The sequence below is a fragment of the Arthrobacter sp. SLBN-112 genome (assembly GCF_030944625.1).
Lineage (GTDB): Bacteria > Actinomycetota > Actinomycetes > Actinomycetales > Micrococcaceae > Arthrobacter.
This window is the reverse complement of sequence record NZ_JAUSXY010000001.1, coordinates 3,015,493-3,028,408: the sequence shown is the minus strand read 5'-3', so window position 1 is coordinate 3,028,408 and position 12,916 is coordinate 3,015,493. Positions and strand designations below refer to the sequence as shown.

General features: G+C 65.8%; 13 protein-coding genes. 8 read left to right on the top strand and 5 right to left on the bottom strand.

The window, feature by feature from the left end; translation table 11 throughout:
• The first annotated feature begins 47 nt into the window (after positions 1-47).
• Entirely contained in the window at positions 48-1,646 is a 1,599-nt protein-coding gene (locus tag QF050_RS14215) for an ABC-F family ATP-binding cassette domain-containing protein (RefSeq protein ID WP_308930991.1), read from the top strand.
• A gap of 37 nt (positions 1,647-1,683) precedes the next feature.
• Here QF050_RS14215 and QF050_RS14210 read toward each other — a convergent pair whose 3' ends face one another.
• Genes QF050_RS14210 through QF050_RS14200 form a run of 3 tightly spaced genes read right to left on the bottom strand, consistent with a single transcriptional unit; the run spans position 1,684 to position 3,254 of the window.
• Positions 1,684-2,562 carry an SURF1 family protein gene (locus tag QF050_RS14210; RefSeq protein ID WP_308930990.1) on the bottom strand — a complete coding sequence of 293 codons (879 nt, stop codon included), beginning with the start codon at positions 2,560-2,562 and terminating at the stop codon, positions 1,684-1,686.
• A complete protein-coding gene (locus tag QF050_RS14205) occupies positions 2,563-2,823 on the bottom strand; it encodes a hypothetical protein (protein ID WP_308930989.1) in 261 nt (86 codons plus the stop codon).
• Positions 2,820-3,254 carry a DUF3099 domain-containing protein gene (locus QF050_RS14200; RefSeq protein ID WP_308930988.1) on the bottom strand — a complete coding sequence of 145 codons (435 nt, stop codon included), beginning with the start codon at positions 3,252-3,254 and terminating at the stop codon, positions 2,820-2,822. The genes QF050_RS14205 and QF050_RS14200 overlap by 4 nt, the downstream gene beginning before the upstream one ends.
• Positions 3,255-3,407: 153 nt before the next feature.
• Between QF050_RS14200 and QF050_RS14195 the strand changes: the two genes are divergently transcribed.
• Together QF050_RS14195 and QF050_RS14190 are read left to right on the top strand one after the other, a co-directional pair.
• Positions 3,408-4,133, top strand: coding sequence for a beta-ketoacyl-ACP reductase (locus tag QF050_RS14195; protein WP_308930987.1), 726 nt, complete (start codon positions 3,408-3,410; stop codon positions 4,131-4,133).
• Positions 4,134-4,273: 140 nt separating this feature from the next.
• A complete protein-coding gene (locus QF050_RS14190) occupies positions 4,274-5,026 on the top strand; it encodes an SDR family oxidoreductase (protein ID WP_308930986.1) in 753 nt (250 codons plus the stop codon).
• Positions 5,027-5,099: 73 nt separating this feature from the next.
• Here QF050_RS14190 and serB read toward each other — a convergent pair whose 3' ends face one another.
• A complete protein-coding gene (gene serB / locus QF050_RS14185; protein ID WP_308930985.1) occupies positions 5,100-5,993 on the bottom strand; it encodes a phosphoserine phosphatase SerB in 894 nt (297 codons plus the stop codon).
• A gap of 125 nt (positions 5,994-6,118) precedes the next feature.
• Here serB and QF050_RS14180 point away from each other — a divergent pair, with 125 nt between their 5' ends.
• The 5 genes from QF050_RS14180 (at position 6,119) to QF050_RS14160 (ending at position 10,139) form a co-directional block, all read left to right on the top strand.
• Positions 6,119-6,904, top strand: a complete 786-nt coding sequence (locus QF050_RS14180) for an ABC transporter ATP-binding protein (RefSeq protein WP_308930984.1) — start codon at positions 6,119-6,121, stop codon at positions 6,902-6,904.
• Positions 6,905-6,923: 19 nt separating this feature from the next.
• Entirely contained in the window at positions 6,924-7,709 is a 786-nt protein-coding gene (locus QF050_RS14175; protein ID WP_308930983.1) for a sulfite exporter TauE/SafE family protein, read from the top strand.
• Between the two features lie 7 nt (positions 7,710-7,716).
• Positions 7,717-8,526 (top strand): RNA methyltransferase, encoded by an 810-nt coding sequence (locus QF050_RS14170; RefSeq protein ID WP_308930982.1) that lies wholly within the window; start codon positions 7,717-7,719, stop codon positions 8,524-8,526.
• Between the two features lie 163 nt (positions 8,527-8,689).
• On the top strand, positions 8,690-8,947 hold the full coding sequence (locus tag QF050_RS14165) for a type B 50S ribosomal protein L31 (RefSeq protein WP_018761303.1): 258 nt from the start codon (positions 8,690-8,692) through the stop codon (positions 8,945-8,947).
• A gap of 97 nt (positions 8,948-9,044) precedes the next feature.
• Positions 9,045-10,139, top strand: a complete 1,095-nt coding sequence (locus tag QF050_RS14160; protein ID WP_308930981.1) for a lipoate--protein ligase family protein — start codon at positions 9,045-9,047, stop codon at positions 10,137-10,139.
• Positions 10,140-10,229: 90 nt separating this feature from the next.
• Here QF050_RS14160 and pepN read toward each other — a convergent pair whose 3' ends face one another.
• On the bottom strand, positions 10,230-12,905 hold the full coding sequence (pepN, locus tag QF050_RS14155) for an aminopeptidase N (protein WP_308930980.1): 2,676 nt from the start codon (positions 12,903-12,905) through the stop codon (positions 10,230-10,232).
• Between the last annotated feature and the right edge of the window lie 11 nt (positions 12,906-12,916).

Here is a 12,916-nt window from a genome sequence, read left to right as displayed (position 1 = left end):
CGCTCCGGGCTGCGGCTTATCCCTGTTTGTGAAAGGTCTTACCTGCTGTGATTACTGTCCAGGATCTTGAACTGCGTGCCGGCGCCCGGCTCCTCATGGATCAGGTGAGCTTCCGCATCGACAAAGGGGACAAGATCGGCCTGGTGGGCCGGAACGGAGCCGGCAAGACCACGCTGACACGCGTGCTTGCAGGGGAGGGGCTGCCGGCTGCCGGCAAAGTCACCCGGAGCGGTGAAATCGGCTACCTGCCCCAGGACCCCCGCACCCCGGACATGGAACAGCTGGCCCGGGACCGGATCCTCTCCGCGCGCGGTCTTGATATCGTCGTCGGCAAACTCCGCAAGGCCCACGATGAGATGGCCAGCGAGGACGCCGATGTCCAGCGGAAGGCCATGAACCGCTACGACCGGCTGGAATCGGAATTCCTGGCCGCCGGCGGATACGCGGCCGAGGCCGAAGCGGCGTCGATCTGTTCTAACCTTGCCCTCCCGGACCGCCTGCTGAACCAACCGCTGAAGACGCTCTCCGGCGGACAGCGGCGCCGTGTGGAGCTGGCCCGCATCCTGTACTCCGACGCCGAGACGATGCTCCTGGACGAACCCACCAACCACCTCGATGCCGACTCCATCGCCTGGCTCCGTGACTTCCTGAAGAACCACCAGGGCGGCCTGATCGTCATCAGCCACGATACGGACCTGCTCGAAGCCACAGTCAACAAGGTGTTCCTGCTGGACGCCAACCGCGCCCAGATCGACTTCTACAACATGGACTGGAAGCGCTACCTCCAGCAGCGCGAAACGGACGAGCGCGCCCGCAAGCGTGAACGGGCCAACGCAGAAAAGAAGGCGCAGGTCCTCATGGACCAGGCCAACAAGATGCGGGCCAAAGCCACCAAGGCCGTCGCCGCGCAAAACATGGCCAAGCGTGCCGAACGGCTGCTCAGCGGCCTGGAAGCGGTCCGCGAGCAGGACCGCGTGGCAGCCCTGCGGTTCCCGGATCCGTCGCCCTGCGGCAAGACCCCGCTCACCGCGGACGGACTCAGCAAGTCGTACGGCTCACTGGAAATCTTCACCGATGTGGACCTGGCCATCGACCGCGGATCCAAGGTGGTCATTTTGGGGCTCAACGGCGCCGGCAAGACCACGTTGCTGCGCATGCTCGCCGGCGTGGACGCCCCCGACACCGGCGAGGTCATCCCCGGCCACGGGCTCAAAGTGGGATATTACGCCCAGGAACACGAAACCCTGGACCACGACCGCACCGTGCTCGAGAACATGCGCTCCTCCGCGCCGGACATGAAGGACGCGGAGGTCCGCGGCATCCTGGGCTCGTTCCTGTTCTCCGGAGACGACGTCGACAAGCCCGCCGGCGTACTCTCCGGCGGCGAGAAGACCCGCCTGGCCCTGGCCACCATCGTGGCCTCGAGCGCCAACGTCCTCCTCCTCGACGAACCCACCAACAACCTGGACCCGGCCAGCCGCGCCGAAATCCTGGGCGCGCTGCGCAACTACACCGGCGCCGTCGTCCTGGTCAGCCACGACGAAGGCGCGGTCGAAGCCCTCAACCCGGAACGCGTCGTCATGCTCCCCGACGGCGTGGAAGACCTCTGGAACGAGGACTACCTGGACCTGATCACCCTGGCCTAGCCTGCCCGGCGACCGGGCCGGCGTCGTACTCCATGCCCTAGAACCCCTGCGCGTCCAGGAGGGCGTCTTCCTCCTCCTCGGCCGTCGCCTTGGTTCGCTTTCGCGGCGGTGCCGGCCGACGGCGGGCGGCGGGGACAGCGGAATGGACGGCCCCGTCAGCGAACGCCTCCTCGTCATCCTCGGCGTCGATCGCGGCGTTGCGCGCCTGCTGCCGCGCCGCATAACCGAAGCCGACGAACATGAGCACACCGAAGGCGAACCACTGCAAGGAGTAGGACAGGTGGGTCCCTTCGTCCGTTGACGGCTTGGGGAACGCGACCGGCATGTCAGCCGCAGCAGGAGTTTCCGAGGCCAGCTGGCCATACGCCCCCGTGAACAGCGGGTAGCCCAGCTGCGATGCATAGGTGGGCAGGTCGATGGACGCCAACTGTCCCGTGGGTGCCCCGCGCTGCAGTTCCGGCTCGCCATGTTTCAAGCGCACGACGGCGGTGACCTCACCGGCCGGGGGCGCCGGCACCGAATCCGGACTGCCGGGATTCTTGTTTCCGATGGGCAGCCAGCCACGGTCGATCACGACGGTTTCGCCGCTGTCCAGCCGGAACGGGACAACAACCTCGTAACCGGGTTGGCCGTTGAGGGGCCGGTTCCTCACCACCCGCTGGCCGGCAGCATCGTACGTTCCCTTGAGCTCAACCTGGGTCCATTCCTTGGCCGGGTCCAGCTGGGCGAACTGGTCCTTCGCTTGGGAGAACGGGATGGGCGTTGCCGAGTAGTTGTTGACCACGCGGTTGATTTCAGCCAAGGTCTCGGCGCGGCGGTCCATCTGCCAGCGGCCAAGGAAGACGCACGCCGTGGCAAAGATGGCGGCCAGCAGGAGATAGCCCAGCCACTTGCTGGAGAAGAGGAAACGGTACATTCAGATGTCCTGCTCCAGTGGGCCGGCGTCCGCCTGCAGGGGAAGCGTTTCTTTCCAGAGTCCCCGCGTTTGCAGATAGTCCTCAAGCCATTCCCGGTGCTCGGCGCAGGCCAGCCAGGTCTTCCGCCGCTCGGGAGCGTGGATTTTGGGGTTGTTCCAGAGGAGTTGCCAGGACGCTTCGGACCTGCAGGCCTTCCGTGAGCAGAGTGCCGCTGCCTCCGATGCCAGATCCGATCCTGCTGCGAAATCGAAAATGCTCATGGCCCCTGCCGCTCCTCTCCGTGTCCCTGTTCCTCGTCGTCTGTTACCAGTTCACCCTGAAGCACTGCATTTCCTGCTTCTTCATCCTCGGCCGGGGGAGCCGGGCTTTCGAGCTCGGCCAGTGGCGCGGAATCGATCAGCAGGTCACTGTGCCCTTCGGCTTTGTCGTTGCCGTTGGCTATGACCACCGCCACCCAGGGCAGGAAGACCGCACCGGCCACCGCAATGATCTTGAACCAGCCGTCCACCACGAAAATCATGACCAGGCACACCATGCGGATGCCCATCGCCAGGGCGTACTTAATCATCCGCTGGCGCATATCCTCCGAGTGCGCTCCAGCAGCTTCGGTAATGCTGTGTACCTCGGCATCGCCGGAGAACCGGCCCGGTTCTTCGGGCGCGGAATGTCCCGCATGGTTTTCAAGGGTCACGGTGGATAATCACGCTCCAAAGGCTTCCCTCAATTCTCGCACCATCGGCAGTGCTGCCCAAACCCGTACCGGGCCTGCCGCTAAGATCGGAGGCAGCCCAAACCACTCACTGCAACCGCGGCGCAGCATGCCGCAGAAAACCGGAGCCCCTCTATGACTGAAGCAGTTTCCGCAGCCCGCAGCGTCCTGATCACCGGCGGAAACCGCGGTATCGGCCTGGCCATCGCACAGGCATTCCTGGCCAACGGCGACAAAGTGGCCGTGACGTACCGCAGCGAATCGCAGCTGCCGGACGGAATCCTCGGCGTCAAGGCCGACGTGACGGATGAGGCCTCCGTGGACGCCGCCTTCAAGGAAGTGGAAGCCGCGCACGGTCCGGTGGAGGTACTGGTGGCCAACGCCGGCATCACCAAGGACACCCTGCTGCTGCGCATGAGCGAGGACGACTTCACCTCTGTCATCGACACCAACCTGACCGGCGCGTTCCGCGTCATCAAGCGCGCGTCCAAGGGAATGATCCGGCTCCGCAAAGGCCGCGTGGTCCTGATTTCCTCGGTGTCCGGCCTGTACGGCGCACCCGGGCAGATCAACTACTCCGCGTCCAAGGCCGGCCTGGTGGGCGTCGCCAGGTCCCTCACCCGTGAACTTGGTTCACGCGGAATCACCGCCAACGTTGTGGCCCCCGGCTTCATCAACACCGACATGACCGCCGAACTCCCCGAAGCCACCCAAAAGGACTACCTGGCCAGCATTCCCGCCGGCCGCTTCGCCGAAGCCTCCGAGGTTGCCAATGTGGTCCGCTGGATCGCCAGCGACGAAGCCGCCTACATCTCCGGAGCTGTCATCCCGGTGGACGGCGGCCTGGGCATGGGGCACTGACCGGTCCTGCCCACGGCCCCGCAGTGCACTAGCCCGGTGGCCCTTATTTGTCGACGTCGGACAAAGGCATTGGGAACAGCCGCTGGCATGATGGACTGCAGGCCACAACGATTTGGATGTTTCGAACAAAGGAAGCTCGTATGGGACTGCTGGACAACAAGACGGCCATCGTCACCGGATCATCGCGGGGCATCGGCGCCGACGTAGCCAAGATCCTCGCCTCGGAAGGCGCCGCCGTCGTCGTGAATTACCGCCAGAAGGCGCCCCGCGCCAACAAAGTGGTGCAGGGAATCGAGGCTGACGGCGGCCGTGCGGTAGCCATCGGCGCCGACCTCACCACACAGGAAGGCGTGCAGGCGCTGGCCAGCGCAGCCATGGAGAATTTCGGGTCCCTGGACATCCTGGTCCTGAATGCCTCCGGCGGCATGGAAACGGGGATGGGGGAGGATTACGCGCTCAAGCTCAACCGTGACGCGCAGGTCAACATGCTCAATGCCGCAGTGCCCCTGATGCAGGAAGGCTCCCGAGTGGTGTTCGTCACCAGCCACCAGGCCCACTTCATCAACACCGTTCCCACCATGGAAGCCTACGAGCCCGTGGCCCGCAGCAAGCGCGCCGGTGAGGACGCCCTGCGCGAGCTGATCCCCAACCTCGCGGAGAAGGGGATCTCCCTGGTGGTGGTCTCCGGCGACATGATCGAGGGCACCGTCACCGCCACGCTCCTGGACCGCTCCACGCCGGGTGCCATTGAGGCGCGCCGCGCCGAAGCGGGGAAGCTGTACTCCGTGGAGGAATTCGCCCAGGTTGTGGCCGGCATGGCAACGGCCGACGTCGAGTCCGGCCACACCGAGTACGCCGGCGGCGCAGACTACTTCGGCAAGGGCGCCCAGTAACCCTCAGGTGCTGCACCCCTTAACCGACTGATGGGCCCCGCTTGGCGGGGCCCATCAGTCGGTTAACAGTGACTCAGACGCCAGCGACGTAGCGGACGGCGTCCAGGTAGGGCATGTTCACTGCAGCGTCCGCTACCGCCCTCACGGCCGGCTTGGCGTTGAACGCCACCCCGATGCCGGCGGCCCCGAGCATGTCCAGGTCGTTGGCGCCGTCGCCCACGGCCACGGTGTGTTCCAGGGCGATGCCCTCAGCTGCAGCCCATTCGCGCAGGTACTTCTCCTTCGCGGCTCGGTCCACCACCGCGCCGAGCACCTTCCCGGTCAGCGCGCCGTCCACGATTTCCAGTTCGTTGGCCTGCCAGTAGTCCAGGCCAAGGTCCGCGGCGATCGGCGCGAGGATCTGGTTGAAGCCGCCGGACACCACGGCCACCACGTGGCCTGCGGCCTTGAACGCGGCCACCAGTTCAGCGGCGCCTTCGCTGAGTTTCACTTCGTGGCGGACGGAATGGACGACGTCGGCCGGCAGCCCCGCGAGGACGGCCACCCGGGCGTGGAGGGACTGTGCGAAATCCAGTTCTCCGCGCATGGCGGCTTCGGTCACGGCGGCCACTTCCTCCCGCTTGCCGGCGTAGGCGGCCAGGAGCTCAATGACCTCCTGCTGGATCAGGGTGGAATCGACGTCCATGATCAGCAGCTTCCGCTCGGCGGCGCGCAGGCCTGCCGGCACCAGGGCGGTGTCAAAACCCTCGATCGCGGACTCCGCCACGGCCCGCCGCAGGTCCGCCAGCCCGGCTGCCGTGGCGTCGGGAAGGGCGAGTTCGGCAACGGACACCTGGTAGCGGCCATCATCCAGTCCAGTCTCGGATAGCACCTCGGCGCCCTGTGAGGCAAGGACGGAACGCAGCTGCTCCAGCCCGTTGGAGGTCAAATTTTGGCCATAGCTGACCGCAGTCACGTTCGAAGTCATGCCTGCAATCTTATCGAGCGGCACCGGGGTCCCCTGAATTCATTGCGCGCCCGCCTCCAGGGGCCTCCCGGGAACCTTCACGCCGGTTATCAGTCATCATCTTTTTTGTCCTAGTGTCTATTCCTATGAGTGATGTTCTGGAACTGGACTCCGTCAGCGTTGTCCGAGGTAAGAAAACCCTGCTGGACAAGGTTGACTGGCAGGTCAACGAGGGCGAACGGTGGGTCATCCTGGGCCCCAACGGCGCCGGCAAAACCACCCTCCTCCAGATTGCGGCAGCCCGTCTCCACCCCAGCAGCGGCACCGCCGGCATCCTTGACGAAGTCCTGGGCCGGGTGGACGTTTTCGAGCTCCGGCCGCGCATTGGCCTTTCCTCGGCCGCCCTTGCCACCCATATCCCCGAGCATGAAAACGTCCTCAACGTGGTTGTCACCGCGGCGTACGGTGTAACCGGCCGCTGGCGGGAAGGATATGAACGCGACGACGAACGGCGCGCCTTCCGGCTCTTGAACGACTGGGGCATGGGACCGCTGCTCAACCGGACCTTCGCCACCCTGTCCGAGGGGGAGCGGAAGCGCGTCCAGATCGCCCGCGCCCTGATGACCGATCCCGAGCTGCTCCTGCTGGATGAGCCGGGCGCCGGCCTGGACCTCGGCGGCCGCGAAGAACTGGTCCACAAGCTTGGCGAGCTTGCCCGTGACGAAGCCGCTCCGGCCATGGTCCTGGTCACCCACCATCTTGAAGAAGTGCCCCCCGGGTTCACGCACGCCATGCTGCTGCGCGACGGCGGCGTGGTGGCCGCCGGGCCCATCACCGAGGTCCTGACCGAAGAACACCTGAGCACCACCTTCGGCCTTCCCCTGGACGTGTCCGAAAACGCAGGCCGTTACACCGCAACAGCGCGCCGCTAGAACACGCCCGCTCACCGTTTTGGAATTCTTCAGCAGCACCATTGTGTTCATCGCCGGCCTGTGGGCCGGCACCATCAACGCAGTAGTTGGCTCCGGGACTCTTGTCACCTTCCCTGTCCTCATCGCTCTTGGGGTGGCCCCGGTCGTGGCCTCGATGAGCAACGCCATGGGACTTGTGGCAGGTACCGCTGCCGGTGCATTCGGCTACCGAAGGGAGCTCGCAGGCCGGGGCCGCCAGGTGCTCCGCCTGCTGCCGGCGTCGGTCCTTGGCGGCGTCACCGGGGCGTGGCTGCTGCTGCACCTGCCCGAACAGGTGTTCCACTACGTCGCACCCGTGCTCCTGGTGCTCGCGCTGCTGATGGTTGTTTTCCAGCCCAGGCTCCAGGACTGGGTCCGCAACCGCGAGGCCAATCCGGAGCATGCCGTGCGGGACAAGCGCCACGGGGTCCTCCTGGTGGTGCTGGTGTACCTGGCCGGGGTGTACGGCGGATATTTTGTTGCCGCACAGGGAATCCTGCTGGTAGGCATCCTCGGGGTGTTCCTCACCGGGACCATCCAGAATGCCAACGCCATGAAGAACATCCTGGTCCTCGGCGTCAACATGGTGGCAGCCATCTCCTACCTGGTCTTCGCCTTTGACCGGATCAACTGGCTGGTGGTGCTGCTGATCGCCGTCAGTTCCACCATCGGCGGCCTGATGGGGTCCAAGGTTGGCCGGAAGCTCTCTCCGCGCGTCCTCCGGGCCGTGATCTTCGGCCTGGGCATCGTGGCCCTGGGCGTCATGATCGCCAACCTGCTGAAATAATCACCCGGTGACCTTCCACTACCTCGAATCCGCCGATGACCCGCGCGTCAGCGACTACACCATGCTGACCGACGTCCACTTGCGCAAGCTCCGCGAGCCGGTCGAGGGGATGTACATCGCCGAATCGTCGCGGGTCCTGCGCCGGGCCCTGGCGGCCGGCCACACGCCTCGCTCATTCTTCCTGGCAGAGAAGTGGATGGCGGACCTTGACGATGTCTTCCAGGCCTACCCTGACGTTCCCGCCTATATTGGCTCGGCCGCATTGCTGGAGGAAATCACCGGCTTCCACCTGCACCGCGGGGCGATGGCAGCGATGCAGCGCCCCGCCCCGGTGCCACTGCCGGAGCTCCTCGCCGGTGCGCGCCGCGTGGCCGTGCTGGAGGACATCGTGGACCACACCAATGTCGGTGCGATCTTCCGCTCCGCCGCCGCCCTGGACATCGACGCCGTGCTCGTCTCGCCGCGGTGCGGCGACCCGCTCTACCGCCGAAGCGTCCGGGTCAGCATGGGCACCGTCTTCCAAGTGCCCTGGGCACGCCTGCAGGACTGGCCCGGGGACCTGCAGGTGCTCAAGGACCACGGATTCACCGTTGCGGCATTGGAGCTGACGCCGGACGCGGAGGATGTTGACGCCGTGGCAGCCCGCAATCCGGACAAGCTCGCCCTGGTGCTCGGCACCGAAGGCGCAGGCATGAGCACCGGCACCCTGGCCGCCGTCGACCTCGCCGTCAAAATCCCGATGCGCAATGGCGTGGATTCCCTCAACGTGGCTGCTGCGTCGGCCGTGGCATTCTGGGAGTTGCGCGCACGCGGGTGACCTGCGCCTTCGGGGGGCGCTGGTTCGTAAGCCCCCTCCGCTTGGGCTATGATTGATAGCTGGTTGTCCTGCTTTTTCAGCTTCAGCTGATCCGGCAGATCCCAGCCATCCCATTCATACCTGGCAACTGGCAAAATCCAGTTGCGCGAACAAAGGTCCAATTATGAAGTCTGATACCCACCCGAAGTACGAAGCTGTTGTCTTCAACGACCTGGCCTCCGGCACCAAGTTCCTGACCCGCTCCACCGTGTCTTCCTCCAAGACCATCGAGTGGGAAGACGGCAACACCTACCCGGTCATCGACGTCGAAATCTCTTCCGAGTCCCACCCGTTCTACACGGGCAAGCAGCGCATCATGGACTCTGCAGGCCGCGTTGAGCGCTTCAACGCTCGCTTCAAGGGCTTCGGCGGCAAGAAGTAATTCCTTCGCCCAAGCTTTTCTCAGGACGCCCGCACCGGAAAAGGTGCGGGCGTCCTGCGTTAACCGCGCACCCGGTTTCTGGGGCAGGATGGGAAGCATGAGCCAGCCCATTCCAGCCACTGATCCTGCCGGCGCCCAGCGGCTGCACGGTGAATACAAGGTCCCCGGCGGCAAGCTCGTTGTGGTTGACCTGAAGGTCGAGGATGGCGCCCTGGCGGACGTCTCCGTCAGCGGCGATTTCTTCCTGGAACCCGACGAGGCCCTGGAGGATATCAACCGGGCACTGACCGGACTGCCAGAGACGACGACGGCGGCAGACCTCGCCGCGGCCGTCACCGCTGCGCTTCCGGCCGGGGCCGTCCTGTTCGGCTTTTCCGCGGACGCCGTGGCCGTGACCGTCCGCCGCGCACTTGCCAAGGCAACCTCCTGGACGGACCACCAATGGAACGTCATTGCGCCGACAGTCCTCCCCACGGAAATCAACGTTGCCCTGGACGAGGTGCTCACCGAGGCCGTCGGCGCCGGGGAACGGACACCCACCCTGCGGTTCTGGGACTGGCAGGAGCCCTCCGTGGTGATCGGAAGCTTCCAGTCCGTCCAGAACGAGGTGGATCCCGACGGCGTGGCCAAGCACGGCATCAACGTGGTGCGGCGGATCAGCGGCGGCGGGGCAATGTTCATGGAGGCCGGCAACTGCATCACCTACTCGCTCTACCTGCCGCAAACCCTGGTGGACGGGCTGAGCTTCGCCGACTCCTACCCCTTCCTGGACACCTGGGTCATGGCGGCGCTGGAGAAGCTCGGCATCAATGCCTTCTACGTCCCGCTCAATGACATCGCCACGGACCAGGGGAAGATCGGTGGCGCCGCGCAGAAGCGCCTGGCCAACGGCGGGATGCTGCACCACGTGACCATGAGCTACGACATCGACGCCGACAAGATGGTTGAGGTCCTCCGGATCGGCAAGGAGAAACTCTCGGACAAGGGCACCCGAAGCGCCAAGAAGCGCGTTGACCCGCTGCGCCGGCAGACCGGCCTTGCCCGGATGGCGATCATCGAGGCAATGATCGAGGTGTTCAGTGAGCGCTACGGGGCTGCCCCGTCACAGCTGGCCGGGCACGAGCTCGCCGCAGCCGTGGACCGCGTGGCAGCGAAGTTCGGCACCGAGGAATGGCTCTACCGGGTCCCGTAACCCGCGCCATACCGGGTTCACCAGACCCGTCCATTGCTCCGTACGTGTCGTTTTGGGCGGGGAAAACGACAGTTACGTGGGCCCACGCCCTTAGGGTTCCCTGGCCGAGCTTGCGAGGCGAGGGCGGGGGCGGGGAGCAATCGATGATGGTACGCCGGCGGCCTGCGCCGTGAGCGCCCGGAGCAAATGGCTTCGCTGTTCGATGATGATCCGGCGCAGGGCGCGCGGTGCGTCCGGGTTGGCCGCCAGCCAGTCATCGGTCCGCCGGAGAACTGCATGCTCTTCCGGGGCCGCGCCCTCCGCCAGGTCCTGGGATGACGGGTAGAGGCCCCGTACGATCCGGCTGGCGATTTCGATGCTCCGCTCATCCCAGATGGATCGCAGGCAATCAAAGTACGGGCCAATGAACGGCTCCAGCAGCGTGGCCGGTGCCGTGGTGAAACCGTTGATGGTGGCTGTCAGCAACTGGTTGGAGAGCTCGTTTCCATGCACGGCTGCGTCCCATGCCGCTTCCTTCACGGCAAGGTCCGGGCGGGATGCCATGGCCGTGGCGTGCCCGGCGCGGCCGGAGGCTGTGGTGTCCCGGACAAGTTCGGCATCGAGTTCGGCAGCGGTGGACTGTCCGTTGGCGGCGAGCGCGTGCCACAGCTGCCACCGCAGCTCAGCGTCCACCGCCAGGCCCGCCACGGGAGCAGAGCCGTCCAGCAGGCCGCGGAGCCGGGGGAGCACGGCGGGATCGTGCCTGCTGAGGCCCGCCAGGGTCCGCGCCCAGGCCAGCTGCTGGTCCGAGCCCGGCGTGGCCCGGTCCAGTTCGGCTACAGCGGTGGCGAGGAAGGACGCGCGGACCGAGTCCCTGGTGGCCAGTGGCGTGTAGTGTTCGACGGCGGTGGCCGCGTTGTCGAGGATGTTCAGCAGGACGCCGATCCCTGTCTCGGCGGGCGCGAAGGCGGCTACGGCGTCGACATAGAGGGCTGCAGGGCTGTGCGCGTCGCGGGCCGAGTTCCACAGGGCCGTCCAGCAGAGGGCGCGGGCCATGGGATCGACGATCCGGTCCAGTGATGCGCGTACCGTCGCCAAGGAAGCCGGGTCGAGCCGTACCTTGGCGTATGTCAGATCGTCATCGTTGACCAGGATGAGGGCCGGCCGTGGCTGTCCGTCCAACTGGGGGAGTTCCGTCCTGGCGCCGGCCACGTCGGTTTCGATGCTGCCGGTGCGGACCAGGGCGCCTTCGTCGTCGAAATCGTAGGAGCCGATGCGAAGGCGGTGTGGCCGCAGCTCTTCGCGTCCAGTGACCGGGTCCACCGCTTCCTGGACGATGGCCACGCCGGCCAGGGGGCCGTCGTCGGAACCCCCGGCGGCCAGTTGCAGCGACAGTGTGGAGATCCCGGACGTCTGCAGCCACTGTTGGGCCCAGCCGGACAGATCACGGCCGGAGGCGGACCGCAGGGCCTCAAGGAGATCCGCCAGCGTGGTGTTTCCGTAAGCATGGTTGCGGAAGTACTCCCGCGATCCGGCGATGAAGGCGTCAAAGCCGACGTAGGCCACCAGCTGCTTCAGGACCGAGGCGCCCTTGGCGTAGGTGATGCCGTCGAAGTTCTGCTTGGCGGCTTCCAGGTCGGGGATGTCCGCCACGATCGGGTGGGTGGTGGGGAGCTGGTCCTGGACGTAAGCCCATGCCTTGCGCTTGTTGGCGAAGTTGACCCAGGCTGTGTCCCAGTCCGTGGCCCGGTCAACGGCGAGCGTCCCCATGTAGTCGGCGAACGATTCCTTCAGCCACAGGTCATCCCACCACTGCATGGTCACGAGGTCGCCGAACCACATGTGGGCCATCTCGTGCATCAGGGTGTTGGCCCGGCCCTGGTACTGCGCATCGGTGGCGCGCGACGTGAATACGTAGCTTTCCGTAAACGTGACCAGTCCGGGATTTTCCATGGCGCCAAGGTTGTACTCGGGCACGAATGCCTGGTCGTACTTGCCCCATGGGTACGGGAAGTCGAAGAGGCGGTTGAAGAAGTCCAGGCCTGCCTTGGTCAGCCCGAACAGTGCCTCCGGGTCGAAGGAATCCGCCATGGATGCCCGGCAGTAGAGGGCGAGGGGCACGTCGAGCCGGGTGCCGTCGTCGAGCGTTGCCTCCCAGCGGTCCTCTGCCTTGAAGTAGGGGCCGGCCAGGACCGTGGTGATATAGGTGGACATGGGCAGCGTGGTGGCAAAGTCCCAGCGCGCGGTGGCGGGATCGCTGGTCAGCAGGGTGCGGTTCACCTCGGCGCCATTGGAGGCCACCTGCCAGTGGGCCGGTGCCATCACATGGAACGTGTAGGTGGCTTTGAGGTCGGGCTGTTCGAAGTTGGCGAAGACCCGGCGTGCGTCGGCCGGTTCGTATTGGGTGTACAGGTAGCATTGGCCGTCTGCCGGGTCCACGAACCGGTGCATGCCTTCGCCCGAGCGGCTGTACAACGCCGTGCCGGTAACGCTCACCTGGTTCTCGGCCTGCAGGTTGTCCAGCCGGATCCGGGCGCCATCCACCACGTCCGCCACCGGCAGGCCCTTGCCGTTAAGGAACACGCTGTGCACGTCGCTGCCAATGAAATCCAGGAACGTGCCGGCGCCCGGCTCGGAGGCCGTGAAGTTGATGACGCTGCGGCTCGTGTACCCGGCGACGGCCGGATCCGCCGCTTGCCGCACGTCCAGCGAGATGTCGTAGCTGGTGGTGCTGATCAGGACTGAACGTTCAGCGGCTTCGCGGCGCTGCAGATTCTCATGTGACACCCGGCTATCTA